Source organism: Streptomyces rubellomurinus (genome assembly GCF_000961885.1).
Taxonomy (GTDB): Bacteria; Actinomycetota; Actinomycetes; order Streptomycetales; family Streptomycetaceae; genus Kitasatospora; species Kitasatospora rubellomurina.
This window is the reverse complement of the sequence record NZ_JZKH01000023.1, coordinates 1-24047: the sequence shown is the minus strand read 5'-3', so window position 1 is coordinate 24047 and position 24047 is coordinate 1. Positions and strand designations below refer to the sequence as shown.

23 protein-coding genes and 2 pseudogenes are annotated in these 24047 nt (G+C 74.8%); 17 read left to right on the top strand and 8 right to left on the bottom strand.

Features of this window, described 5'->3' with window-relative positions:
• Positions 1–95: 95 nt before the first annotated feature.
• Entirely contained in the window at positions 96–1652 is a 1557-nt protein-coding gene (locus tag VM95_RS43705; protein WP_208615447.1) for a hypothetical protein, read from the top strand.
• Between the two features lie 92 nt (positions 1653–1744).
• On the opposite strand, the gene VM95_RS13640 is transcribed toward VM95_RS43705, so the two are convergent.
• Together VM95_RS13640 and VM95_RS13635 are read right to left on the bottom strand one after the other, a co-directional pair.
• Positions 1745–2392, bottom strand: a complete 648-nt coding sequence (locus tag VM95_RS13640; protein WP_045696163.1) for a response regulator transcription factor — start codon at positions 2390–2392, stop codon at positions 1745–1747.
• On the bottom strand, positions 2377–3639 hold the full coding sequence (locus VM95_RS13635) for a sensor histidine kinase (protein ID WP_045696161.1): 1263 nt from the start codon (positions 3637–3639) through the stop codon (positions 2377–2379). The genes VM95_RS13640 and VM95_RS13635 overlap by 16 nt, the downstream gene beginning before the upstream one ends.
• Positions 3640–3872: 233 nt before the next feature.
• Between VM95_RS13635 and VM95_RS13630 the strand changes: the two are divergent.
• From VM95_RS13630 to VM95_RS13595, 9 genes and pseudogenes are all read left to right on the top strand, one after another.
• Positions 3873–5492 (top strand): annotated as a pseudogene (locus VM95_RS13630) (AMP-binding protein); the annotation flags it as partial.
• Between the two features lie 39 nt (positions 5493–5531).
• Positions 5532–5933 carry an acyl-CoA thioesterase gene (locus tag VM95_RS44330; RefSeq protein WP_244178759.1) on the top strand — a complete coding sequence of 134 codons (402 nt, stop codon included), beginning with the start codon at positions 5532–5534 and terminating at the stop codon, positions 5931–5933.
• 13 nt (positions 5934–5946) lie between these two features.
• Positions 5947–8298: an oxidoreductase gene (locus VM95_RS13625; protein WP_045696159.1), complete on the top strand. Its 2352-nt coding sequence runs from the start codon at positions 5947–5949 to the stop codon at positions 8296–8298.
• 18 nt (positions 8299–8316) lie between these two features.
• Positions 8317–9288: a carbon-nitrogen hydrolase family protein gene (locus VM95_RS13620; protein WP_045696156.1), complete on the top strand. Its 972-nt coding sequence runs from the start codon at positions 8317–8319 to the stop codon at positions 9286–9288.
• The gene (locus VM95_RS13615) at positions 9285–10415 is read left to right on the top strand and encodes a cupin domain-containing protein (protein ID WP_045696153.1); all 1131 of its coding nucleotides are present in this window, start codon (positions 9285–9287) and stop codon (positions 10413–10415) included. Before VM95_RS13620 ends, VM95_RS13615 begins: the two co-directional genes overlap by 4 nt.
• A gap of 115 nt (positions 10416–10530) precedes the next feature.
• The gene (locus VM95_RS13610) at positions 10531–11442 is read left to right on the top strand and encodes a fumarylacetoacetate hydrolase family protein (protein WP_045696151.1); all 912 of its coding nucleotides are present in this window, start codon (positions 10531–10533) and stop codon (positions 11440–11442) included.
• Between the two features lie 41 nt (positions 11443–11483).
• Positions 11484–12239, top strand: coding sequence for a maleate cis-trans isomerase family protein (locus VM95_RS13605; RefSeq protein WP_045696148.1), 756 nt, complete (start codon positions 11484–11486; stop codon positions 12237–12239).
• A gap of 53 nt (positions 12240–12292) precedes the next feature.
• Positions 12293–13171, top strand: coding sequence for a PaaX family transcriptional regulator (locus VM95_RS13600; RefSeq protein WP_045696145.1), 879 nt, complete (start codon positions 12293–12295; stop codon positions 13169–13171).
• Complete coding sequence (locus tag VM95_RS13595) at positions 13168–14787, top strand: amidohydrolase (RefSeq protein WP_045696142.1); 1620 nt, start codon at positions 13168–13170, stop codon at positions 14785–14787. The genes VM95_RS13600 and VM95_RS13595 overlap by 4 nt, the downstream gene beginning before the upstream one ends.
• A 20-nt stretch (positions 14788–14807) precedes the next feature.
• On the opposite strand, the gene VM95_RS13590 is transcribed toward VM95_RS13595, so the two are convergent.
• The 3 genes from VM95_RS13590 to VM95_RS43700 form a co-directional block, all read right to left on the bottom strand.
• Positions 14808–15329, bottom strand: a complete 522-nt coding sequence (locus VM95_RS13590) for a universal stress protein (protein WP_045696139.1) — start codon at positions 15327–15329, stop codon at positions 14808–14810.
• Between the two features lie 85 nt (positions 15330–15414).
• On the bottom strand, positions 15415–16041 hold the full coding sequence (locus VM95_RS13585) for a hypothetical protein (RefSeq protein WP_045696136.1): 627 nt from the start codon (positions 16039–16041) through the stop codon (positions 15415–15417).
• A 24-nt stretch (positions 16042–16065) separates the two neighbouring features.
• Positions 16066–16485 (bottom strand): hypothetical protein, encoded by a 420-nt coding sequence (locus VM95_RS43700; protein WP_045696133.1) that lies wholly within the window; start codon positions 16483–16485, stop codon positions 16066–16068.
• Between the two features lie 91 nt (positions 16486–16576).
• Here VM95_RS43700 and VM95_RS13575 point away from each other — a divergent pair, with 91 nt between their 5' ends.
• The 5 genes from VM95_RS13575 to VM95_RS13555 all read left to right on the top strand — a co-directional run bounded on the left by VM95_RS13575 (position 16577) and on the right by VM95_RS13555 (position 20100).
• Positions 16577–17218 (top strand): alpha-ketoglutarate-dependent dioxygenase AlkB, encoded by a 642-nt coding sequence (locus VM95_RS13575; RefSeq protein ID WP_045696132.1) that lies wholly within the window; start codon positions 16577–16579, stop codon positions 17216–17218.
• Positions 17219–17309: 91 nt separating this feature from the next.
• Positions 17310–18059: a VOC family protein gene (locus VM95_RS13570; RefSeq protein WP_045696129.1), complete on the top strand. Its 750-nt coding sequence runs from the start codon at positions 17310–17312 to the stop codon at positions 18057–18059.
• Between the two features lies 1 nt (position 18060).
• Complete coding sequence (locus tag VM95_RS43695; protein WP_045696126.1) at positions 18061–18402, top strand: TfoX/Sxy family protein; 342 nt, start codon at positions 18061–18063, stop codon at positions 18400–18402.
• A gap of 49 nt (positions 18403–18451) precedes the next feature.
• A complete protein-coding gene (locus VM95_RS13560) occupies positions 18452–19060 on the top strand; it encodes a DUF7691 family protein (RefSeq protein ID WP_045696123.1) in 609 nt (202 codons plus the stop codon).
• A 212-nt stretch (positions 19061–19272) separates the two neighbouring features.
• A complete protein-coding gene (locus VM95_RS13555; protein ID WP_045696240.1) occupies positions 19273–20100 on the top strand; it encodes an alpha/beta fold hydrolase in 828 nt (275 codons plus the stop codon).
• An 89-nt stretch (positions 20101–20189) separates the two neighbouring features.
• Here the strand turns inward: VM95_RS13555 and VM95_RS13550 are convergent, their stop codons facing one another.
• Together VM95_RS13550 and VM95_RS13545 are read right to left on the bottom strand one after the other, a co-directional pair.
• A complete protein-coding gene (locus tag VM95_RS13550; protein ID WP_045696122.1) occupies positions 20190–20816 on the bottom strand; it encodes a sigma-70 family RNA polymerase sigma factor in 627 nt (208 codons plus the stop codon).
• A gap of 161 nt (positions 20817–20977) precedes the next feature.
• Positions 20978–21769: a hypothetical protein gene (locus VM95_RS13545; RefSeq protein ID WP_107072953.1), complete on the bottom strand. Its 792-nt coding sequence runs from the start codon at positions 21767–21769 to the stop codon at positions 20978–20980.
• A gap of 202 nt (positions 21770–21971) precedes the next feature.
• On the opposite strand from VM95_RS13545, the gene VM95_RS13540 reads away from it, so the two are divergent.
• Positions 21972–22703, top strand: coding sequence for a DUF1775 domain-containing protein (locus VM95_RS13540; RefSeq protein ID WP_045696121.1), 732 nt, complete (start codon positions 21972–21974; stop codon positions 22701–22703).
• A 34-nt stretch (positions 22704–22737) separates the two neighbouring features.
• Here VM95_RS13540 and VM95_RS41500 read toward each other — a convergent pair.
• Positions 22738–22845: pseudogene (locus VM95_RS41500) on the bottom strand (carbohydrate ABC transporter permease); the annotation flags it as partial.
• Between the two features lie 219 nt (positions 22846–23064).
• On the opposite strand from VM95_RS41500, the gene VM95_RS13535 reads away from it, so the two are divergent.
• Positions 23065–23871, top strand: a complete 807-nt coding sequence (locus VM95_RS13535; RefSeq protein ID WP_045696118.1) for an IclR family transcriptional regulator — start codon at positions 23065–23067, stop codon at positions 23869–23871.
• The last annotated feature ends 176 nt before the right edge of the window (positions 23872–24047 follow it).

The following is a 24047-nucleotide window of genomic DNA, read 5'->3' as shown; positions in this document are numbered from 1 at the left end:
CCGCACCGGCCTCGGCCGCTGTCGGCGATCACACCTCCGGCCGGGGGGCGAACCGGACCGACGCGTCGGTGACGCGGCCGGACATCCGCGGGCTCGTGGAGAACGTGAAGGACCTGCCGGCCGGCCACAAGGCGTACGGCGTCAAGGACGACCAGGGCCGTTCCATGGACACCGTGAAGATCATCGACGACCGGGAGAAGGGCCCGGGCCACTACCTGGCGGTCTACCACACCATGACCGGCGGGCGGTTCAAGGTGCACCTGGCGACCTCCACGGACACCGTGAACTGGCACTGGGAACGGGAGTTGGCCGGGAGCGGCGGCCCCGGTGGCGCGTCCCAGCCCGCCATCGTCCAGGCCGGGGCCGGGCTGGTGGCCGCCTGGGAGCAGGAGGCGGACGGCGGGAGCCACCTGGCGTTCCGGTACTTCGCGAGCCGGGGGGACCTCCTGGCCGGGCGGGTGGCGAAGTCCTACGACGCGCCCCGGAACTTCGGGATTTCCGAGGGAACCCCGAACATCTACGGGATCAGCCTGAACCCGGACATCGACCACTCCACCATCGACGTGGGCGCCCACTACTTCGACCCGGGAGCACGCCACGACCGCCAGCAGCGAGGCACCCTCACCGACTTCGCCTCCTGGCGCGCCGACAAGCAGCCGGGCCTGGACCAGGCGCTGACCGGGCTGGGCGCCACGGGGAACATCGGCGGCCGCGCCTCGGTCGACTACGGCGGCCACCCGTACACGCTCATCGAGGGTCAGACCTACGACGACCAGTGGGACACCAACTCGCCCCAGGCCTGGGCGTCCTGGCGGATCTTCCTGTACGACGAGCAGTCCCGTGCCGCCGAGCAGTTGAACATCCGGACCGACGGCGGCAGCCGGGCCTTCGCCAACCCCTCCATCGCCGACCTGACCGCCCCGGACGGATCGCCCTTCACCGCCGTCACCCTGTTCGTGCCCGGCGAGACGGCCGCCTCCGGAGAGGGCGGCGAACTCGTCTACAACACCGGCACGTTCCCGGTGACCCCGCCCGCGCCGGGGACCGACCGGATCGACGTCGGGCTGACCGTGCAGGACGGCCGCTTCGTGAAGGGATCGGGCAGCTACGCCTCGGCGGGCGGCTACCGGAAGGTGTGCGTGCAGATCCTCGACACCGCCGGGAAGGGGTACGGGTCGTCCTGCCGCAACCCCGACACGGACGGCCGGCAGCTGGAGTTCAGCGCCCCCGACCTCGACCTGGGGACGACCGGCGCCACCGCGTTCCTGACCAGGATCACCGCCTACGACGGCAACGACCGCGCGATCGCCTCCAAGGACTCCAACACCCTGATCCGGCTCGACGACCGGATCGACATCGGGCTGACGGTCATCGACGGCGGCAGCATCAAGGGCTCCGGGAGCTACACCTCCACGGGCTACCAGAAGGTCTGCGTGGGGATCTACAACCAGATCGGGATCCGGTACTCGGAGGCCTGCCGCTCCCCCCGGTCGGACGGCCGACAGCTGGAGTTCAGCGCACCGGACGTCCCGCTGCGGCAGGTCCACGACGCCCCGGGCACCCGGTTCCGAACGAGGATCACCGCGTACGACGCCGGCGGGAACGTCGTGGCGTCCAAGGCGTCGAACGAGGTCGTGTTCAATCCCTTCTGAGCACGATCGGCGGCACCTCGGCCGGCGGCCGGTCTCCCGCCCGGGAGGCCGGCCTCCGGCCGTTGCGGATCCGCCCGACGGCCTGAAGGGCCTCAGGAGTGGTCGAGGTAGGCGAGCACCGCCTGGACCCGCCGGTTGACGTTGTCGTCGTCGGTGAGCCCGAGCTTGCCGAACATCGAGGTGGTGTACTTGCTGATCGCGCTGTCGCTGAGGAACAGCCGTCCGGCGATGGCCTGGTTGGAGAGTCCTTCGGCCATCAGGCCGAGCACCTCGTACTCGCGCTCGGTGAGCCGCTCCAGCCGCCGGTGGGAGGTGCCGGAGGTGAGCAGCGCGCCGATGACGGCCGGGTCCATGGCCGTTCCGCCGGCGGCGACGCGTTCGAGGGCGTCGATGAACTGCTCGCCGTCGAAGACGCTCTCCTTGAGGAGGTAGCCGACGCCGCCGGCGCCGTCCGCGAGGAGTTCGCGCGCGTACAGCTGCTCGACGTGCTGGGAGAGGATCAGCACCGGCAGCCCGGGGACCTCCCGGCGGGCCGCGAGCGCGGCCTGCAGGCCCTCGTCGGACTGGGTGGGCGGCATCCGGACGTCCACCACGGCGACGTCCGGGCGGAAGGCGAGCAGCGCCCGCAGCGTCTCCGGGCCGGTGGCGGCGGTGGCCACCACCTCGTGCCCGTACGCCTCGATGAGGTGGACCATGCCGTCGCGCAGCAGGTAGAGGTCTTCGGCTACAAGGATTCGCATGGGACCACCATGATCGCACGGGTGGGGCCGCCCTCGGGGCTGTCCAGTTCGAACGTGCCGTCGAAGACGGCGAGTCGGCGGCGCAGCCCGGCGAGGCCGCCGTCCGGCCGGACGGTGGCGCCGCCGCGGCCGTCGTCCTCGATCTCGACGACGATGCCGGTGCCGTCGTGCGCGAGGGTGATCCGGGCCGCGGTGGCCCGGGCGTGCTTGACGGCGTTGGTGAGCAGTTCGGCGGTGCCGAAGTAGAGGGCCGATTCGATCGGCGGGTCGAGGCGCAGCCGGGGCCGGTCGGCGGGCGCGGTGACGGTGACGGCGATCGGGGTGGTGAGGGCGAGGGCGCGGACGGCGTCGACGAGGCCGCGTTCGCTGAGCACCGGCGGGTTGATGCCCCGGACGAGGTCGCGCAGTTCGGCGAGCGAGCCGGCGGCGCCGGCCCGGGCGGAGCGCAGCAGGGCGCGGGCGCGTTCGGGGTCGGTGGCCATCAGGCGTTCGGCGGTGGCGAGCGAGATGCCGATGGCGACGAGGCCGGCCTGCGCGCCGTCGTGCAGGTCGCGTTCGATGCGGCGGATCTCGGCGGCCTGGGTGACCGTCATGTCGGCGCGCTGGGCGGTCAGTTGGTCGACTCGGTCGGCGAGCAGCATCGCGGTGGAGGGGCGCAGGAAGCGGACGGCGGCGGGTTCGAGGGCCCGCCAGGCGTACGGGGCGGTGCCGATCGCGACGGCGGCGCCGATCGGCCCGACGAGGAGCGGGGCCGCGCCGGTGAGGGCGAGGACGGCGGCGGCCGCGCCGGCGGGCGGCAGGCAGGCGGGCAGGCCGGCGGTGAGCGGCGCCAGGGCGGTGAAGCGCAGGTCGCGCCAGGTGGCGGGGTCGCGCCAGTAGGTGCGCATCCGCTGGTCCATCAGGGCGTCGCGCCGGGTGCGCTCGTACCGGTCGCCGTTCCACCAGTAGCCGGTGGCCATCCGGGTGACCGGCCCGGGCTCGCGGTAGCCGGCCGGGACGGCGGTGCCGGTCCAGCGGGCGACGAGGGCGCGGACGGCCCGGCAGAGCGGGCGGGAGGCCGCGAGGGTGCCGGTGACCGCCAGCACCACGGGCAGCAGCCAGGACCACGGGTTGCCCGCGCCGCCGTGGACGCCGAGCGCCGCCGCGGCGGCCCACAGCGCGGGGACGGTCATGGTGACGCCCGCGACCGCGCACGCCCGCAGGAACCCCGTCCCGGCCCGGGCCGGCCATCCGAGCAGCTGTTTCATCGCCGTGCCTTTCCCGTTTCCGTTCGACCGCCCCCACTCTGCACCGAACGGAGGCCGGCGTTCCGAGGATCGCCGCAGAAGTGTGGCCAGGCCCACTCACCTGTGGGTCCAGGCGCACGGGCGGGAGCGGGCGGCCGGTCCTTTCCCCCGAATGCGTGTATCGCTCTCTTGACTGCCGTCACCCGCGCGCCATACTGGCCTCACTCCCCGCTCGCCCGATGAGGTGTCCGCCCATGGAGCTCACCCCTTCCGCGCACCTGGACACGTTCTGCCGAGACCACCTCCCACCTCCCGACCAGTGGCCGGAACTCCTCTTCGAAACACCGGAGTTGGCCTACCCGAAGCGACTGAACTGCGCCCGGGCACTGCTCGACGACACGATCGACCGCCTCGGGCCGGACCGCCGCTGCCTGCTCACCCCCACCGGCCGGTGGAGCTACGGCGAGCTGCGCGAGCACACCGACCGGATCGCCCGCCTGCTCACCGAGGACGAAGGGCTCGTCCCCGGCAACCGGGTGCTGCTGCGCGGCCCCAACACCCCGTTCCTCGCGGCCTGTTGGCTCGCCGTGCTGAAGGCCGGCGGCGTGGTCGTCACCACCGTGCCATTGCTGCGCTCCCCCGAGCTCACCGAGCTGCACGCCATCGCCCGGCCCGTCCTCGCCCTGTGCGACCACCGCTTCCTGGACGAGCTGCACCGCGCCGAGACGCCCGGGGTGCGCGTCCTGCCCTACGGCGGCCCGGGCCCGGACGACCTCACCGCCCGCAGTGCCGCCAAGCCCGCCGGCTTCCCCGCCGTGCCGACCGCCGCCGACGACGTCGCGCTGATCGCCTTCACCTCCGGCACCACCGGCCGCCCCAAGGCCACCCTGCACTTCCACCGCGACGTGCTGGCGATCGCCGACACCTTCTCCCGCCACCTGCTCCGCCCCACCCCCGACGACCTGTTCGCCGGCACCCCGCCGCTCGGCTTCACCTTCGGCCTCGGCGGGCTGCTGGTCTTCCCGCTGCGGGCCGGCGCCGCCAGCCTGCTACTGGAGCAGGCCTCGCCCGAGCAGCTGGCCGAGCACGTCGAGCACCACGGGGTGAGCGTGCTGTTCACCGCGCCCACCGCCTACCGGGCGATCCTGGCCGCCGGGCAGGCCGGGCGCCTGGCCGGGGTACGGCGCTGCGTCTCGGCCGGCGAGCCGCTGCCCGCCGCCGTCTGGGAGGCCTTCCGCGCCGCCACCGGGCAGCGGCTGATCGACGGCATAGGCGCCACCGAGCTGCTGCACGTCTTCGTCTCCGCGGCCGACGACGACATCCGCCCGGGCGCGACCGGCCGCCCGGTGCCCGGCTACCGCGCGGCGGTCCTGGACGAGCAGGGGCGGGAGGTGCCGGACGGCACGCCCGGCCTGCTCGCCGTCAAGGGCCCGACCGGCTGCCGCTACCTCGCCGACGACCGGCAGCGCGGCTACGTCCGCGACGGCTGGAACCTCACCGGGGACACCTACGTGCGCGACGGCGACGGCTACTTCTGGTTCCGGGCCCGCAACGACGACATGATCGTCTCGGCCGGCTACAACATCGTCGGGCCCGAGGTCGAGCAGGCGCTCGCCGCGCACCCGGACGTCGCGGACTGCGCGGTGGTCGCGGCGCCGGACGAGCTGCGCGGTGCGGTGGTCAAGGCGTACGTGGTGCTGCGGGCGGGCGCGCCGGCCGGGCCGGAGGCCGTCCGGGCGCTGCAGGAGCACGTGAAGCGGACGATCGCGCCCTACAAGTACCCGCGGGCGGTCGAGTTCGTCACCGCCCTGCCGCGCACGGCCACCGGCAAACTGAGCCGCGCGGAACTGCGGCGGCGGGCCGCCGGCCCGGCTTCCACGACGGCCCCCAGCGAGGCGGCAGCCCCCGCGAGCATGACCATCGAGCGCCGGGTCGAGTGGTCCGACACCGACGCCGCCGGGCACTACCACTTCTCCGCCGTCCAGCGCTGGGCGGAGGCCGCCGAGGCCGCGCTGCTGCGCCGGCTCGGTCTGGCCGAGCTGTTCGGGCGCATCCCCCGGGTGCACTTCGAGGCCGACTACCGCGAGCGGCTCTGGTTCGGCGACGTCGTCCGCACCGAGCTGCGGGTGGTCCGGGTCGGCGGCTCCTCGCTGCACTACGCCTTCCAGGTGCACGGCCCGAACGGGCTGGCGGCCGAGGGCCGGATGGCGGTGGTGCACGCCGCGCCGCACGCGAAGGGCGCCGAGCCGTGGCCGGAGCCGGTGCGCCGCGCGCTGACCGGGGCCGGGCCGCAACAGCCGGAGGTGCTGTCGTGAGGGAGGTGCTGTCGTGACCGGGGCGTCCAGGATCGCGGTGATCGGTGCCGGCCCGGGCGGGCTCTACTTCGCCGCCCTCGCCCGGCAGTTGGCGCCGGACCGGCGGATCACCGTGTTCGAGCGCAACGCCCCGGAGACGGAGTCCGGCTTCGGCGTGGTGTTCTCCGACGAGACCCTGGACGGCATCGCCCAGGCCGATCCGAAGGTCTTCGCCGCGATCAGCGCCGAGTTCGCCCGTTGGAGCGACATCGACGTCCGCTACGCCGGCCAGGTGCGCACCAGCGGCGGGCACGGCTTCGCCGCCCTCGACCGCAACCGGCTGCGCGCCGTCCTGCGCGCCCGCTGCGAGGAGCTGGCGGTGGACCTACGCTACCGCACCGCCGCCCCGCCGCTCGCCGAACTCGCCGCCGAGTACGACCTGGTGGTCGCCGCGGACGGCATCCACTCGCCGACCAGGGCGGCGTACGCGGACGCCTTCGGCCCCGAGCTGGACGAGCGGCAAAGCCGCTACATCTGGCTCGGCACCGACCGGGTCTTCGAGGCCTTCACCTTCATCGTCGAGGAGTTCGACTTCGGCGTGCTGCAGGTGCACGCCTACCCGTACAGCGCCACCCGCTCGACCTTCATCGTCGAGATCGCCGAGGACGCCTGGCGCCGGGCGGGCTTCGAGGCGCTGGCCGCACAGGAGTGGGGCCGCGGCGAGAGCGACCTGGCGAGCGTGCGCCGCTGCGCCGCGCTGCTGGCCCCGCACCTGGACGGCTGCCGGCTGATCCCCAACGCCTCCCGCTGGATCCGCTTCACCACCGTCCGCAACGCCCGCTGGCGCCACCGCAACGTCGTCCTGCTCGGCGACGCCGCGCACTCCGCGCACTTCTCGATCGGCTCGGGCACCAAGCTCGCCTTGGAGGACGCCCTCGCGCTCGCGGCCTCGCTGAGCGAACAGCCGGACCTGGCGGGCGCGCTGGCCGCCTACGAGGCGGAGCGGCGGCCGGTGGTGGAGTCCACCCAGCGGGCGGCGCAGGCGAGCCTGGAGTGGTTCGAGACGATCGGGCGGCGCACCGGGCAGGGCCCCGACCAGTTCGCGTTCAACCTGCTGACCCGCAGCCGCCGGGTCACCTACGACGGCCTGCGGGCCCGCGACCGCGGCTTCGTGGACGCCGTGGACACCGCCTTCGGCGGCTCGCCCGGAGTGCCGCCGATGTTCCGGCCGCTGAAGCTGGCCGCGCTGGAGCTGCGCAACCGGATCGTCGTGCCGCCGCTGGCCACCTTCACCTCCCCGGACGCCCTGCCCAGCGCCTTCGACCGGGCCCAGCTCACCGCCCTGGCGCTCGGCGGCCCCGGCCTGCTCATCGCCGGGATGACCGCCGTCAGCCCCGAGGGCCGCACCACCGACCGCTGCCCGGGGCTGTGGAGCGACCACCAGGAGGCCGCCTGGCGTGAACTCCTGCTCGCCGTAAGGGCGGTGAGCGACGCCCCGGTCGGCCTCCAGCTGACCCACGCCGGCCGCCGGGGCGCCACCGCCACCCCCGCGCCGGACGGCGTCGGCCGCCCGCTCCCCGCGGCCGAGGGCTGGCCGCTGCTGGCCGCCTCGCCACTGCCCTGGGACGCCGACAGCCCCGCCCCGCACGAGGCGAACCACATCCAACTCGCCGCCGTCACCGCCGACTTCGCGGCCGCCGCCGAGCGCGCCGCCCGGGCCGGCTTCGACGTGCTGGAGCTTCAGTTCGGCCACGGCCACCTGCTGTCCTCCTTCCTCTCCCCGCTCACCAACCGCCGTACCGACCGCTACGGCGGCCCGCTCGCCCACCGGCTGCGGCTGCCGCTCGAGGTGCTGACCGCCGTCCGCGCCGCCTGGCCCACCGGGCGGCCCCTGCTGGTGCGCATCTCGGCCTGCGACTGGGCTCCCGGCGGCACCACCGAGGCCGAGGCGGTGGCGATCTGCCGGGCGCTCGGCGAGGCCGGGGCGGACGCCGTGGACGTCTCCACCGGCGAGGTGGTGGCGCACCAGCGGCCGCCGTACGGGCGCGGCTACCAGACGCCGTTCGCCGAGCTGGTCCGCGCCGCCACCGGCCTGCCGACCGTCGCGGTCGGGGCGATCTCCGGCCACGACGACGCCAACTCGGTGCTGCTGGCCGGCCGGGCCGACCTGGTCGCGGTCGGCCGCGCCCACCTGTACGACCCGCTGTGGACCCTGCACGCCGCCGCCGACCAGGGCTGCACCGGCCCGGGCGTCCACTGGCCCGAGCCCTGGCGCGCGGGCAGCCGCAAGCCGCCCGGCCCGGGCGCCGACCGGGTCGCCCCGCGCCTGCACCTGCTGCGCGAGAGCGCCCCGCCCGTCCACCGCCGCTGGCGGCCCGCCCCGTAACAGGCAAGGAGAAACCCGTTGCTGGACCTCCCCCGCTTCACCGCCGCCGCCGTCCAGACCGCCCCCGTCTACCTCGACCCGGCCGCCACCGTCGACAAGGCCGTCGCCCTGATCCACGAGGCCGCCCGCAACGGCGCGTCCCTGGTGGTCTTCCCCGAGGTCTTCGTGGCCGGCTACCCGTACTGGAACTGGACGATGACCCCGGTGCAGGGCTCGCCCTGGTACGAGCGCCTGTTCCGCGCCGCCGTGGACGTCCCCGGCCCGTACGTCGACACCCTGTGCGCCGCCGCCCGGCAGACCGGCACCGTCGTGGTGATCGGCGTCAACGAGCGCGGCCCGCACAGCCTCGGGGCGCTGTACAACACCCTGCTGATCATCGGCGCGGACGGCGGACTGCTCGCCGCCCACCGCAAGTTGGTGCCGACCTGGGCCGAGAAGCTGACCTGGACCCAGGGCGACGGCAGCACCCTGCGCGTCCACCGCACGGCGGTCGGCCCGCTCGGCGCGCTCGCCTGCGGCGAGAACACCAACCCGCTGGCCCGCTTCACCCTGCTCGCCCAGGGCGAACTCGTCCACGCCGCCTGCTACATCGCCCTGCCGGTCGCCCCCGAGGACTACGACATGGCGGAGGCGATCTCGCTGCGCGCCGCCGCGCACTGCTTCGAGGGCAAGGTGTTCACCGTCGTCTCCTGCTCCACCATCTCCCCGGAGATGGCCGACCTGATCGCGGACGGCGACCCGCAGGTGCGCAAGCAGCTCGCCCGCCCGCGCAACGCCCTGTCCGGCGTGTTCGGCCCGGACGGCCGGCCGGTCACCGAGCCGCTGGTGGACGAGGAGGGCGTGGTCTACGCCGAGATCGACCTCGGCCGCTGCATCCAGCCCAAGCAGATGCACGACATCGTCGGCCACTACAACCGCTTCGACGTCTTCCGGCTGCGGGTGGACGACCGTCCGCTGCGGCCGCTCTCGTTCCCCGAGGAGGAGGCATGACCAGCCACGAGGAAGCCCGCTACGACGACGACCGGATCGGCCGGTCCCGCGTCACCGAGAGCCCCGAACTGCTCGCCTACTACGAGGAGTTGGCCGAGCACCAGGCCGGCGCGCTGTGGACGGTGGCGAACGAGATCGAGCCCTGGTACCCGCAGCCGAGGTCCGTCCCCGTGCTGTGGCGCTACGCGGACCTGCGCCCGCTGGTCCGCAAGGCCCTGCCCCTGGTCAAGGCCGACGACGCGGGCCGCCGGGTGGTCATGCTGGTCAACCCCGGGCGCCGCGAACTCAGCGCCGCCGTGGGCCTGCTGTACACCGGCCTGCAGATCATGGGCCCCGGCGAGGCGATGACCGCGCACCGCCACCAGGCCGCCGCCCTGCGCTTCGTCCACGAGGGCACCGGCGCCTGGACGATCGTGGACGGGCAGAAGCTCAGGGTCGGCCCGCGCGACTTCGCCATCACCCCCAACAACACCTGGCACGAGCACGGCAACGAGGCCGACGACGAGCCGGTGATCTGGCAGGACGGCCTGGACATCCCGCTGGTCAACACCCTCGACGCCAACTTCTACGAAGTCCACCCCGAGCTGTACCAGCGCCCCGGCCCGGTGGCGAACTCCTCCCTGCTCAGCTACGGCGGCAACCTCCTGCCGTACGGCGTCGAGAAGTGGACCCGCCCCTACTCGCCGCTGCTCGGCTGGCCCTGGGAGCCCAGCTACGACGCGCTGCGCCGGCTCGCCCGCGCCACCGAGGGCTCGCCCTACGACGGCGTGGTCATGGAGTACACCAACCCGGTCACCGGCGGCTCGGTGATGCCCACCATGGCCGCCCACCTGCAGCTGCTCCGCCCCGGCCAGGCCACCCGCGCCCACCGGCACACCGGCTCGGTGGTCTACACCGCCGCCCAGGGGCACGGCGTCTCGGTGGTCGCCGGGCAGCGCTTCGAGTGGCAGCAGGGCGACGTCTTCGTCGTCCCGTCCTGGGCCTGGCACGAGCACGCGAACCTCGACCAGGGCGAGGACGCCTGCCTGTTCTCCTTCAACGACTTCCCGGTGATGCACTCCCTCGGCCTCTACCGCGAGGAGGCCCACCCGGCCCACGACGGACACCAGCCCGCCACCCCTTCCTGAGCCTCCTGACCTTCCCGGCCTCCCCGACCTTCCTGGCCTCCCCGACCTTCCTGGCCTCCCCGACCTTCCTGACCTTCCTGACCTTCCTGACCTTCCCGACAGGAGTACCGCAGCCATGCACCTGCTGACCTACCGCGCGGACGGCGACGACACCCCGCGCCTCGGCGCGCGGATCGGCGCCGACCGGGTCGCCGACCTGACCGCCCTCGCCCGCGCCGCCGGGGCCGAACTCCCGGGCGACCTGCTCGGGTTGATCCGGGCCGGCCGGCCCGCCCTGGCCCTCGCCGGCCGCCTGCTCGCCGACGCGCCGGGCACCCGCCCGCCGGACACCCGTCCGCTGGCCGAGGTCACGCTCTGCGCCCCGCTGCGCCCCGGCAAGATCGTCGGCGTCGGCCTCAACTACGTGGAGCACGTGGCCGAATCGCACCGCACCCTGGACACCGAGCGCGAACTCCCGGACCGCCCGGTCCTGTTCGGCAAGCCCGCCACCGCCGTCACTGGCCCCGGCCAGCCGATCCTGCACAACGCCGACCTGACCAAGCAGCTCGACTGGGAGTGCGAACTCGCCGTGGTCATCGGCGAACCCGCCTTCCGGGTGGCCGAACAGGACGCCCTGCGGCACGTGTTCGGCTACAGCATCGTCAACGACGTCAGCGCCCGCGACCAGCGCCGGTCCGGGCAGTGGTTCTTCTCCAAGGGCCAGGACAGCTACGCGCCGTTCGGCCCGGTCGTGGCCACCGCCGACGAGATCCCCGACCCGCAGGACCTCGACCTCTCGCTGCGGGTCAACGGCGAACTGCGGCAGGACTCCAACACCCGGCACATGCTGTTCGGCATCGCCCGGCTGATCGCCGACATCTCCTCCGGCATGACCCTGGAACCGGGGGACGTGATCGCCACCGGCTCCCCCTCCGGCGTCGGCGCCGGCCTCGTCCCGCCGCAGTTCCTGCAGCCCGGCGACCTGGTCGAGGCCACCATCGAGCGGATCGGCACCCTCGCCAACCCCGTCATCGACGCCCGCACGTGACCGACGCCCGCACGACATCCGCCGAAGGGAGCACCACGCCCATGCCGCCCACGTACCGGATCGGCCAGATCGTCCCCAGCTCCAACGTCACCATGGAGACCGAGGTCCCCGCCCTGCTGCGGGCCCGCGAGGCCGTCGCCCCCGAGCGGTTCACCTTCCACTCCAGCCGGATGCGGATGACCAGGGTCACCCCCGAGCAACTGCGCGCCATGGACGGCGAGTCGGACCGCTGCGCCGCCGAACTCGCCGACGCCCGGGTCGACGTGATCGGCTACGCCTGCCTGGTCGCCGTGATGGCCACCGGCCCCGGCTACCACCGCGAGGCCGAACAGCGGCTGCACCGCCGCACGGTGGAGAACGGCGCGCCCGCGCCCGTGGTCACCAGCGCCGGCGCCCTGGTCGCCGGGCTGCGGACGCTCGGCGCCCGGAAGGTCGTCCTGGTCACCCCGTACCTGCGGCCGCTGGCCCGCACCGTCGTCGACTACCTGGCCGCCGAGGGCGTCGAGGTCCTCGACCACGCGGCCCTGGAGATCGCCGACAACCTGGACGTCGCCGCCCACGACCCGGCCCGGCTGCCCGCGATCGCCCGCGGCCTCGCGCACGCCGAGGCCGACGCCGTGGTGCTCTCCGCCTGCGTGCAGATGCCCTCGCTGTCCGCCGTCGAGGAGGCGGAGCGGCAGCTCGGCAAGCCGGTCGTCTCGGCCGCGATCTGCACCACCCACCAGCTGCTGCGCGCCCTCGGCCTGCCCGCCTTCGCCCCCGGCGCCGGGCAGTTGCTCTCCGGCGCCTACTGCTGACCGGGGCGCCACGGCTATGATCACCACCGACTTCCAGGGAGGAGGGCCCGCACATGCCGGACGGCACCACCCGGCCCAGCGCCCTGATCCACACCGTCTACGGCGAGTTCGTCCGCCGCCTCGGCGGCTGGATATCGATCGCCGACCTGATCGCGCTGATGGCCGAACTGGACGTCGACGGCCCGTCCGTCCGCTCGGCGATCTCCCGGCTGAAGAAGGCCGGCACCCTGCTCCAGGAGCGCCGCGACGCCACCGGCTACCGGCTCGCCGCCGCGATGGAGCCGGTGTTCCAGGAGGGGGACCGGCGGATCTTCCACAGCCTGGAGCCCGCCGACCTCGCGGACGGCTGGGTGGTCGCCGTCTTCTCGGTGCCCGAGTCCGCGCGCGCCCACCGCCACCAGCTGCGCTCGCGGCTCAGCTGGCTCGGCTTCGGCAACGCCGCCCCCGGCGTCTGGCTCGCCCCCGCCCGGCTGCTGCCGGACGCCCGCCGCCTGCTGGCCCGGCTCGGCCTGGACGGCTACGTCCACCTGTTCCTCTCCGCCGAGTACGCCGGCTTCGCCGACCTCCGTACGGCGGTGGCGAGTTGGTGGGACCTCCCGGCGATCGAGGCGCAGTACGCGGCCTTCTCGGACGCCTGGCGGCCGGCCCTTCACCGACTGAGCCCGCCGGGCCGACCGGATCCGCCGAACCGGCCGGACCCAGCCGAGGCGTTCCGCGCCTATCTGCCGATGCTCACCCAGTGGCGCCGACTGCCGTACCTGGACCCGGGGTTGCCCGAGTCGCTGCTGCCCGAGGACTGGAACGCCGGCCCCGCGCGCGCCCTCTTCACCGAGCTGCACCGCCTGCTCGCCGAGCCGAGCCTGCGCTACGTCGAGAAGGTCACCGGGCTGTCCCCCGTCCCCCAGGAGACCGTCCCCCAGGAGCCGTCATGAGCACCCCGTCCTCCGCCGACCTGTTGATCCGCGCCGCCGCCGTGCACACCCTCGCCCCCGGCGAGCCGCCGCAGCGGGCGATCGCCGTCACCGGCGGCCGGATCACCGCCCTCTCCCCCGCCCCGGACGGCCTGGACGCCCTCGCCGGGCCCGCCACCGAGGTGGTCGACGCCCCCGGCGCCACCGTACTGCCCGCCTTCGACGACACCCACGCCCACCTGATCATGGCCGGCCACAGCGTCCACGGCGTCCCCGTCCACGAGGCCCGCGACCTCGCCGCCTTCCTCCGGCTGATCCGCGAGCGCGCCGCCCGCACCCCCGCCGGGCGGTGGATCACCACCACCGTCAACTGGCAGGAGGTGCAGCTGGCCGAGCAACGCCTGCCCACCACCGAGGAGTTGGACACCGCCACCACCGACCACCCGGTGCTGGTCCGCCGAGGCGCTTACAACATGGTGCTCAACTCGGCCGCGCTGCGCCTGGCCGGGATCACCGACGCCACCGAGGCCCCGCCCGGCGGGGTGATCGAACGCGACGCGCACGGCCGGCGCACCGGCCGGCTGATCAACCGGGCGACCGAGCTGGTCGACCGGGTGCTGCCGCGCCCCACCCTCGCCGAGCGGATCGACGGCCTGCGGGCCGCCTCCGCCGCCTTCGCCGCCACCGGGATCGGCACCGTCCGCGACTGCCTCGTCCCGGTCGAGGACCTGGACGTGCTGCACGCGGCCCGCGCCGAGGGCGCGCTCGCCGTCCGGGTCCGGGCCCTGGTCTCCGGCTTCGCCACCCGCACGCCCGAGCAGGTCGACGCCCTGCTGGACCGGATGGACGAGTGGACGGCCACCGGTCGCGACGACGACCAACTGCGCCTGTGGGGAGTCAAGTTCGGCATCGACGGCGGCTTCGAGGCGGGCGCCGTCGAGGAGCCCTACGCGGGGCAGCCCTGCTTCCACGGCCGGCTGCTGTGGGAGCCGGCGGAGCTGGTCGCGGCCGTCGACCGGGTGGTCGCGCGAGGCCGGCGGGTCGGCGTGCACGCCTGGGGCGACCGCGGGCTGCGCGTCCTGCTGGACGTCTTCGAGCAGGTGCTCAAGCACCGGCCCGACCTGCCGCCCGGCACCCTGGTCGTCGAGCACGGCGGCCTCGCCCGCGCCGACCAGCGGGCCCGGGCGATCGCGCTCGGCATCCCCGTCACCGTGCAGCACCCGCTGCTGCACGACGGTGCCCGCACCCAGCAGCGCGCCTGGGGCGAGGCCCGCACCGCCGCGCTCTTCCCGCTGCGCGAGTGGCTCGACGAGGGCGGCCGGCTCTCCGCCGGCTCGGACTTCCCGATCGGCCCCTACGGCGCGATGCTCTCGGTCTGGGGCATGACCACCCGCCGCACCACGGCCGGGGTTCTCGGCCCCGAGCACGCCATCACCCGGGCCGAGGCGATCGCCCTGCACACCGTCGAGGCCGCCCGGCTCACCGGCGAGAGCACCCTGCGCGGCAGCCTGCGCCCCGGCGCCCTGGCCGACCTGACGCTGTGGCCCGCCGACCCGCTGACCTGCCCGGTCGACGGGCTGCGCGACCTGAAGCCGGTCCGCACGGTCATCAACGGCCGCACGGTGCACGCTGCCTGACTGTTCGTCAGGCGAAGCCGTCAGGCGGCGATGAGCTCCCGCAGGTCGACCTCGCCACGGTGCAGCGCCCGCAGGTCCTCGTGCAGGCCGGACGGCGGGACGACGAGCACGCCGCAGCGCGCGTGGTCCAGGCAGTGGCGGGCGACCGAGCCGCGCACCAGCCGGCGCAGTCGCCCGCGCACGGAGGCGTGCTGCCCGGCGCTGACCACCAGCAGGTCACCGGGCCGGTCGGCCAGCTCGGTCAGCACCGGCCCGGCCTCGCCGCGCATCACCAGCGGCCGCACCGACAGGCCGATCGGCAGGCCGCCGAAGGCCTGCCCGAGCGCGCTCTCCAGCCGGGCCTCGGCCGCGTCCTGCCAGGCGCGCAGCAGCGGCGGGCACGGGCGGGCGCGGTAGCTGCGCTCGCCGCCGACCGGGGTCCAGGCGAGCACCGGGACCAGCAGCGCCTGCCGGGCCCGGGCCTCCTCGGCCGCCCGGTGCAGGGCGGTGAGGCTGTGCAGGGAACCGCTTACTCCGACGATGACGCGCGCGTCGCCCGACATGATCCTTCGCTTTCCGCTCTCAAGGCTGTTCAGTGTCTGCGATTACACTCCCACACCCTCATATCGGCCTGCAAATCGAAGGCATTCACTGAATATCGCCTTGCATCGATCGGAAATCCGATGACTGCTCCTCAGCCACCCGTACCTCCTGCAACAGCCCCCAGGTGAAGTCGGCCGCCCAGGAGCGCACCCGCCCGTCCACGTCGGGCGCCGCGAAGTCCAACCGGAAGCGCGTCGGCGCACTCCCCTCCCGCGGCACGGCCCCCGGAAAGGCCGCCCCCACATCGCCCACCACACAGCCCCAGGGCACCAGGTCCGCGACCGTCCGCAGCACCGGCACCGGCACCCCCTCCGCCCGCACCAGCCACGCGTTCAGCACCGGCGCCCCGATCTCCGCCGGCCCCAGCAGCACCTCGAACCGCAACTGCGGCCAGAGCGGCAGCGCCCACTGCCGGGCCACGCACTCCAGATCCCCGACCCGCCGCGCCGCACTCCGCTCCGCCGCCCCGAGCACCACCGCGTACCGCCCACCCCCACGCGGAAAGCGCGACGACCGCACCATCGCCTGCCACCGCCGGTTCGCCTCCCGCATCCCCGCCCGCGTGGCCCCGAGCCGCCGCACCGCCTCCTCCACCAACTCGGGCCGGAAGTCGGCCATCCGCCGCAACAGCACCAACTGGAACTCGGTCACCCCGAAGCCGTCGATCGCCATACCCGCAGGCTAGGCCCAGGCGGGTCAGCGATACGGCCGCCCGTCGTCGCGGTGCACGGCGCCCTCGCCCTCGGGCCGCCAGGAGCGGCTGTGCCGCGACAGCCTCCAGGTCTCCGACTCCCGCCGGGCGGCACCGATCCACTCCGCGAGCTCCGGCAGCGCGCTCTCCCGCAGCACCCGCCGGGCCGCGGCCCGCTCGCCCGCCGGCAGCGGCGAGACCCCGATCCGCACGGTGTTCCACCACGCCGGATGGATCCCGCCCCCGTAGTTGGCGGGGAGCCGCGGCACCCACTCGACGTGCAACGCGGTCCCGTCCCCCCACGGGCGCGCACCGAAGTCCACGCCGGCGGCCGCCGCCTCCTCCGGGCCGATGGCCGTACGGATGTCCGTCAGGGTGAGCGGCCACGCGAGATCGCGCGGCAGCCGGCGGTTACGGGCTGACATGCGCCCGAGGATGGCAGACCGCTCGAGCCTCGGGCCGGGAGTTTCCCCTCCGATTCGCGCACCTGTTCGAATCAAGGCGTACGCTGGCCTCATGCGGAGCACCGTCCACCTCCAGCCGTCGCTGTTCGACGACGCCGACACCGGCGGCCCCCGGCTGGGGCCGCTCGGCGGGCTGCGGCGAATGGTGCTCGGCGACGGGGCGTGGCTGGACGTGCTGCCCGGGTGGCTGCACGGAGCCGACGAGCTGTTCGAACACCTGGCCGCGACCGTGCCCTGGCGGGCCGAGCAGCGGGAGATGTACGAGCGGACGGTCGACGTCCCCCGGCTGCTCGCCTCCTACCCGGCGGACGCCGAGCCGCCGCACCCCCTCCTCGGCGAGGCCCGGGCGGCGCTGAGCCGGCACTACGCGCGGGAGCTCGGCGAGCCGTTCCGCACCCTCGGCCTCTGCTACTACCGGGACGGCCGCGACAGCGTGGCCTGGCACGGCGACCGGATCGGGCGCGGCGCCCGCGAGGACACCATGGTCGCGATCCTGTCGGTCGGCGAGCCGCGCACGCTGGCGCTGCGGCCGCGCTCCGGCGGCGGGCCGGTGGTCCGCCGCCCGCTCGGGCACGGCGACCTGGTGGTGATGGGCGGCTCCTGCCAGCGCACCTGGGAGCACGCCGTCCCCAAGACCGCCCGCCCGGTGGGCCCGCGGATCAGCATCCAGTTCCGCCCCCGCGGCGTCGCCTGACGCCCGGGCCCGGTTACCGCTGCGCCCCGGTTGCCGCCGCGCGGCGGGGCACGGAGGCTGGCGGGAGGGGCGCCGACGCGCGGAGGGCAGGATGCCGAAGGCAGGCAGGTACCGCGAGGGCGTCCCGTGCTGGGTCGTCCTGACGGCGCCGGACACCGCCCGGGCGGAGCGCTTCTACGGCGAGCTGTTCGGCTGGGAGTTCGTGCCGACCGGCCCCGGCCGCTCGGTCGCCACCCGGTACGGCGCTCCGGTGGCGGCGGTCGAGGCGGCGCCCGACGCGCCCGCCGCCTGGACCACCCAGCTGGCCTGCGCCGACCTGCGCCGCACCGCCGCGCTGGTCCGCACCGCCGGCGGCCGGATCGCCCGTGAGCCGTACGAGGTGCCCGACCAGGGCCGCGCCGCGATCGCCGTCGACCCGCTCGGCGCGCCGTTCGGCCTCTGGCGCGGCGACACCGTCGACGGCGCGGGGCTGGTGAACGAACCCGGCACGCTCGCCTGGAACGCGCACCTCTCCCCCGACCCGGACGCCGCCCGCGCCTTCTACCGCCGCGTCTTCGGCTACACCTACGACCGGCCGCGCGCGGGCCGCACCCTCGCCCGGCTGACCGGCCTGCCGGTCTGCAGCCTCGGCCCGTCCGACGAACCGGCCCGCTGGCTGACGCACTTCGGCACCGCCGACACCGATCGCGCCGCCGAACAGCTGCGCGCCCTCGGCGGCACCGTCCTCACCGCCCCCGAGCCGACGCCCTTCGGCCGCGCCGCGCTCGTCGGGGACGAGGCCGACGCGGTGTTCGTCCTGGTCGCCGTCCCGCCACCCCACGAGAACGCGGAGGCCGCCTGAGATGGCCGTCGACAGGACCGACCCCGAGCACCGATTCGCCGCCCTGGTCGAGGAGTTGAAGGACCTCCCGGGCGTCCGGCCGCCCGCCGCCGGCCGCCGCCGCTTCGGCGCCGACGCCCTCACGGCGGACGGCCACATCTTCGCCATGCTCTCCGCCGGCCGCCTGGTCCTCAAACTGCCCCGGGCCCGGGTGGACGACCTGGTCGCGGCCGGCGCGGGCGCCCACTTCGACGCCGGCAAGGGCAAGCCGATGCGCGAATGGCTCGCCCTCGACCCGGCCGCCGACCTCCCCTGGCCCCAACTCGCCCGCGAGGCCCACGCGTTCGTCCACGGCTCGGCCTGACGCAGCGGGCCCGCCCGACCCCGCGCGGCGGCCCCGCTACGGTGCTGTCATGAGTTCCTTCCTGACCGTGTACCTGACCGACGTCGAGGGCAAGCACGAGCTCGTGGGCTGCGCCGACGAGGAGGTGGTCGCCGAGGTCGCCGACTACTTCGACGCCGGACTCGCCCGCGCCGACGCGGAGTCCGCCGACGAGATCGCGAACGGCGCCCCCACCGCCCGCGAGGCCCTGCGCGCGGTGGTGTTCGGCGGCCCGTACGACGAGGAGTACGGCCACCAGTACCGCTCCGCCTACCGGCGCCTGTGCGCGATCGACGCCACCGACCTCGACAACCGCTCCTTCGGCCCCTTCCGCGGCCGCTGGCTGGACGTGGTCGACGAGGGCCTGCGCGCCCACGGCATCACCGCCGTCTCGCTCGAGGACTTCTTCTACGGCTCCGGCTTCCCCGCCGGCCTCCCCTACAGCCCCGACCTCTCCTGCGGCGAGTGGTCGCCCGCCCGCTGCCGCGAGGCCCTGCGCCAGTTCGAGTCGGCCGAACGCGAGGGCCGCCCCGCCCCGGCCCTGGACCGCGCGGTCTCCGAGGCCGTCCAGGAGGTCCTCGGCTGGCTCCGGCTGGCCCGGGAGGTCGACACCTACGGCGTCATCGGCTTCGTCAGCTGAGTCTCCGGGGCGGCTGGGCCCGGCCGGGTGACGTGTGGCACCGACGGACGGTTCGCGTTGCGGATCACGGGGCCGCTCGCAGGATGGCTGTGGGGGTGCGGCCGGACGCCGCCCCCACCGCCCAGCTGCGCGCCAGGTCCATCGGTGGCGGGCCCCGCACGCCGTACGGGCCGGACCGTCCACCGGCCGGTGCACCCGACGAGGAGAACGCCATGCCCATCCTGACCACCCGTGACGGCGTCGAGATCCACTACAAGGACTGGGGCAGCGGCCGCCCGGTCGTCTTCATCCACGGCTGGCCGCTGAACGCGGACGCCTGGGAGGACCAGATGAAGCTGGTCGCCGACCACGGCTTCCGCGGCATCGCCCACGACCGCCGCGGCCACGGCCGCTCCAGCCAGCCCTGGGACGGCTACGACTTCGACACCTTCGCCGACGACCTGAACGACCTCCTCACCGGGCTCGATCTGCACGAGGTCACCCTGGTGGCCCACTCCATGGGCGGCGGCGAGCTCGCCCGCTACATCGGGCGCCACGGCACCGGCCGGATCAGCAGGGCGCTCCTGCTCTCGGCGATCCCGCCGCTGATGGGCCGGACCGCCGGAAACCCCGAGGGCGTGCCGGGCGAGGTGATCGACGGCATCAGGGCGGGCATCCTGAAGGAGCGTTCACAGTTCTGGAAGGACCTGGCGCCGTCGTTCTTCGGCGCCAACCGCCCCGGCAACCAGGTCACCCAGGGCAACCAGGACGCCTACTGGCTCATGGCCATGCACCAGAGCATCAAGGCCGGCGTGGACTGCGCGACGGCCTTCGCGGAGACGGACTTCACCGAGGACCTGAAGAAGTTCGACGTCCCCACCCTGATCATCCACGGAGACGACGACCAGATCGTGCCGATCGACGCCACCAGCCGCAAGGCCGCACGGCTCGTCCCGAACGCCCGGCTCAAGGTCTACGAGGGCGCCGGCCACGGCATCGCCGCGGTCCCCGGGGAGAAGGAGAGGTTCAACCAGGACCTCCTGGACTTCCTCGGGAGCTGAGCCCGGCCCGCCGCCCGGGCATGCCGCGCTCCGGCGCGCCCCGGCGGCGGGCTGATCGATCGGTCCGGCGGTCAGGCCGCGCAGGCCGATCAGGCCGCGCAGGCGACGAGGCGCGCGTCCGTTCCCCGTTCGGCCGCCGCGAGGAGCCCGATCAGGGTGGTGCGGGCGCGGGAGACCCGGGACCGTACGGTGCCGATCGGGCAGCCCGTGACCACGGCGGCCTCCTCGTACGGCAGACCCAGCATCGTGGTGAGGACGAAGGCGTCCCGCCGCTCGGCGGGCAGCGTCTCCAGCAGTTCGGCCAGCGCCAGGCCCTCGTCGAAGCCGGGCGCGTCGCAGTCCTGCACGCGCTCGGCCGTGGCCTGCCAGTCGTCGGTGGCCACCAGACGGGGCCGGGCGGCCGCCGTGCGGAAGCGGTCGGCGACGGTGCGGCGGGCGATGGCCAGCAGCCAGGTGCGGGCGGAGGAGCGGGCCTCGAAGCGGTGCAGGCCGCGCAGGGCGCGCAGGTAGGTGTCCTGGGTGAGGTCGTCGGCGGCCTGCGGCTCGCCGCTCAGGTGGGCGACGTAGCGCAGGACGTCCGGGCGGGTGGCGCGGACGAATCTCTCCACGGCGGCCGGATCGCCGTGGCGGGCGGCGAGGGCCCAGGCGGTGATCGTGGCGTCGTCGTGCGGGTGGCGGTATCGGGCGGAACGCGGGCGTGGCAGGGCAGGTGTCATCGCCGGGAGTCCTTCTCGGAGAGGCGTGGGAGCGGCGGCTCGGCCGCAGGACCGTGCCGGGGCGCGCCTCGGCGCCGCAGCGTCGCTGGGTCGCAGCGCGGCAGCGTCGCCGCACCCGGCAGCGGGTACGGCGTCGGCGGAGGGAGCCCCGGGGAGGGCCGTCAGGCGACGGCGATCCCGGCGGGCGGTCCCCGAGAGGTGAGGGCGTGGACGAGCAGCAGCTGCCGCAGCCGCTGGGCGGAACCGGCGCGGACGGGCCGCAGGCGCGGCCGGTGCGGCGGGCAGGCCAGCCGGAGCAGGAGGAGCAGCGGCGCGAGGAGCCGCGCGGTGACGGCCCGGCCGAGGCGGAACGCGCCGCGCTCGCCCGCCGACAGCCACAGGCCCATCAGCAGGGCGGCGAGCAGGTGGGCCGCCAGCATGCCGGTCATCCCCCCGCCGGCGTGCTGCGCGGGCCCGGCCGTCACGGTGCCGAGCTGGTGGGCGTGCGCGCCCACGGCCGTCCCCGGCATGCCCGCCATCCCCGACATGCCGGCCGTCCCCGGCATACCGGTCATGCCTGGCATACCGGCCAGGTCGCCGAGCCCGGCCGCCTGCGCCATCCGCACCGTCTCGGCGGGCGACACGGGATGGGAGGTGCACAGGAGCAGTCGGGCCCACTGGTCGGCCAGGTCGCCGCCGGCCGAGGTTCCGGAACCGGCCGCGGCCTGCCCGAGCGCGAAGAGCGTGTGCAGTGCGGCCTGGACGCCGACCGTCAGCCCGGTCACCAGCAGCGGCCCGCGCTCGCGGGCGCCGAGCGGCCGGGCGAGGCCGAACACGGCGGCCAGGGCGGCGGCGGCGGACCAGGCGGGCACGGGGGTCCCGGACATCAGGACGTGGCCGAGCGAGGCGAGCAGCACGGACACGGCCGCGAACACCGCGGCCCGTCCGGTGCGCATTCCTCCACCCACGTCCATGGCGGCACATCGTCGCACCCCGAGCTTGCGCGCCACAGACCGGGGTCGGCCAAAATCAGGTCGTCCGGCCGGTTCCGTCAGGGCGTGACGCGCATCACACCGAATGCCGGGAACTCGTTGCCGGTTCGGGCCGACTTGCTGCGACGGGGCCGACCCGCCCCTCGCACCCCCCACAGCACCCTGTCCCCCGGAGCGCCGTTTCATGAACACCGCCCGCCTGGCCGCCCGCGCCGCCACCGTCACGGCCGTCGCGGCCGGAGCCCTCGCCCTCGCCGTCCCCGCCTTCGCCCACGTCGAGGTGGCGTCCGACACCGCGCAGGCGCTGGCCGCCAAGGCCACCCTGACGTTCACCGCCGAGGCCGAGTCGAGCACCGCCGGGCTCGCCAAGTTCCAGGTCGTCCTGCCCGCGGGCATCGCCCCGGCCGACGTCACGCTCGCCGACGCCCCGGCCGGCTGGACCTTCGCCGCCACCGCGGACGGCTTCACGGTCGGCGGCGCGGCGCTGCCGCAGGGCAAGGACGCCGTCTACAAGATCACCATCAAGCAGCTGCCCGACGCCAAGGAGCTGGTCTTCAAGACCCTGGAGACCTACAGCGACGGCAGCATCGTCCGCTGGATCGACCTGCCCCAGGGCGGCACCGAGCCCGAGCACCCGGCCCCCACCCTCAAGCTCGCCGCCGCCGCGCCGGGCGCCACCCCGCTCGCCCCCTCCACCGCGGCCACCCCGACCGCGACGACCACCCCCTCGGCCGCCGCCTCGTCCGCCGCCCCCTCCGTGACCCCGAGCATCACCGCCTCGGCCACCCCGGCGGCCGCCGCCAAGAGCGACGACTCCTCCTCCTCGGCCGCCCCCGTCGCCATCGGCGCCGCCGCCGTGGTCCTGCTCGCCGCCGGCGGCGCCTGGTGGTGGCGCAAGCGCTCCACCACCCGCTGAGGTTCCCGAACTCCTGCCCCGCCCGCGGGTGCGGTCAGTCCTTGACCGCACCCGCCAGGCCGGAGACCAGACGGCGTCGGACGGCGACGAAGAAGACGAGGACCGGCACGGTCATCAGGGTGGAGGCGGCCATGATGGCGCCCCGGACTTCAGCGTCGGCAGGTTGCCCATCGCAGGGACGTTGGGCGTGGGCGATCGGCCCCAACAAGAGGCGGTTCGCGAAGTTTTGCAGTGCACAACGTTGTATCGAGGACGAGGTGATCCGCCCGCGAAGGGGTAGGTTCTGACCACCACTGGACCAGACAACCGCCGATCACGACCAGGAAAACGGACCAGGGAAACGGACCAGGGAAACGGACCCATGACGGACACGGCCCCCAAGAAGCCCGTGACGGAACGCAACCAGTCCTCCTCGCTGCGCCGCGCGCTCGCCGTCCTCGGCCACGTCCGCGACCACGGCGACGGCCGCGGCGTCCCGCTCGCCCAACTCGCCGAAGCACTCGGCCTGAACAAGAGCACCGTGCTGCGGCTGACCGGCCCGATGCTCGACGAGCACCTGCTCGACCGGGACCGCGAGACCGGCTGGTTCCGGCTCGGCCACGGCTCGCTGCGGCTCGGCCAGGCCTACCTGTCCACCCTCGACCTGCGCAGCGTCGCCACCGAGCACCTGCGCCGGCTCCAGCGCGAGGCGGGCGAGACCGTCCACCTGACCGTCTGGCAGGCGCCCGGGATCGTCTACCTGGACAAGGTCGAGGACGAGACCAACGTCCGGATGGCGTCCCGGGTCGGCAGCCGGGCGCCCGCCTACTGCACGGCCACCGGAAAGGCGATCCTGGCCTGGCTGCCCGAGGAGGCCGTCGCCGAGGTGGTCGCGGCGGGCCTGCGGCCGGTCACCGCGTGGACCATCGCGGACGAACCGCGCCTGCGCGCCGACCTGGCCAGGATCCGCGCCCGCGGCTACGCCATCGACGACCGCGAGAACGAGCCCGAGGTGCGCTGCGTCGCCGCGCCGATCTTCGACCACACCGGCGAGGTGACGGCGGCGCTCTCGGTGTCCGGCCTGACCTCCCGGATGACCGCCGCCCGCGTCCGCGCCCTCGGCCCGGTCGTCGCCCAGGCCGGCCTGCGGATCTCCCGCGAACTCGGCTCCGACCGCCAGCCGGCCTGAGACCGGCCCCAGACCGGCCCCGGACCGGCCCGGTCCCGGCAGCGGCCGGGAAACGCGAACGAGGCCCGGCGCCGAGAAAGGCACCGGACCTCGTCCGAACTGGAGCGCCAGGCCCGGGTCGCACGGACTCTCCCCACTGAAAGTGGGACGTGCTCTGGTAGCACCACTGACGCCTG

Excerpts from the sequence above, each read along its gene's own strand:
- VM95_RS13640 (WP_045696163.1), bottom strand. The coding sequence starts at position 2,392 with ATGCGAATCCTTGTAGCCGAAGACCTCTACCTGCTGCGCGACGGCATG.
- VM95_RS13635 (WP_045696161.1), bottom strand. The coding sequence starts at position 3,639 with ATGAAACAGCTGCTCGGATGGCCGGCCCGGGCCGGGACGGGGTTCCTG.
- VM95_RS44330 (WP_244178759.1), top strand. The coding sequence starts at position 5,532 with ATGACCATCGAGCGCCGGGTCGAGTGGTCCGACACCGACGCCGCCGGG.
- VM95_RS13615 (WP_045696153.1), top strand. The coding sequence starts at position 9,285 with ATGACCAGCCACGAGGAAGCCCGCTACGACGACGACCGGATCGGCCGG.
- VM95_RS13610 (WP_045696151.1), top strand. The coding sequence starts at position 10,531 with ATGCACCTGCTGACCTACCGCGCGGACGGCGACGACACCCCGCGCCTC.
- VM95_RS13605 (WP_045696148.1), top strand. The coding sequence starts at position 11,484 with ATGCCGCCCACGTACCGGATCGGCCAGATCGTCCCCAGCTCCAACGTC.
- VM95_RS13600 (WP_045696145.1), top strand. The coding sequence starts at position 12,293 with ATGCCGGACGGCACCACCCGGCCCAGCGCCCTGATCCACACCGTCTAC.
- VM95_RS13595 (WP_045696142.1), top strand. The coding sequence starts at position 13,168 with ATGAGCACCCCGTCCTCCGCCGACCTGTTGATCCGCGCCGCCGCCGTG.
- VM95_RS13590 (WP_045696139.1), bottom strand. The coding sequence starts at position 15,329 with ATGTCGGGCGACGCGCGCGTCATCGTCGGAGTAAGCGGTTCCCTGCAC.
- VM95_RS13585 (WP_045696136.1), bottom strand. The coding sequence starts at position 16,041 with ATGGCGATCGACGGCTTCGGGGTGACCGAGTTCCAGTTGGTGCTGTTG.
- VM95_RS43700 (WP_045696133.1), bottom strand. The coding sequence starts at position 16,485 with ATGTCAGCCCGTAACCGCCGGCTGCCGCGCGATCTCGCGTGGCCGCTC.
- VM95_RS13575 (WP_045696132.1), top strand. The coding sequence starts at position 16,577 with ATGCGGAGCACCGTCCACCTCCAGCCGTCGCTGTTCGACGACGCCGAC.
- VM95_RS13570 (WP_045696129.1), top strand. The coding sequence starts at position 17,310 with ATGCCGAAGGCAGGCAGGTACCGCGAGGGCGTCCCGTGCTGGGTCGTC.
- VM95_RS43695 (WP_045696126.1), top strand. The coding sequence starts at position 18,061 with ATGGCCGTCGACAGGACCGACCCCGAGCACCGATTCGCCGCCCTGGTC.
- VM95_RS13560 (WP_045696123.1), top strand. The coding sequence starts at position 18,452 with ATGAGTTCCTTCCTGACCGTGTACCTGACCGACGTCGAGGGCAAGCAC.
- VM95_RS13555 (WP_045696240.1), top strand. The coding sequence starts at position 19,273 with ATGCCCATCCTGACCACCCGTGACGGCGTCGAGATCCACTACAAGGAC.
- VM95_RS13550 (WP_045696122.1), bottom strand. The coding sequence starts at position 20,816 with ATGACACCTGCCCTGCCACGCCCGCGTTCCGCCCGATACCGCCACCCG.
- VM95_RS13545 (WP_107072953.1), bottom strand. The coding sequence starts at position 21,769 with ATGGACGTGGGTGGAGGAATGCGCACCGGACGGGCCGCGGTGTTCGCG.
- VM95_RS13540 (WP_045696121.1), top strand. The coding sequence starts at position 21,972 with ATGAACACCGCCCGCCTGGCCGCCCGCGCCGCCACCGTCACGGCCGTC.
- VM95_RS13535 (WP_045696118.1), top strand. The coding sequence starts at position 23,065 with ATGACGGACACGGCCCCCAAGAAGCCCGTGACGGAACGCAACCAGTCC.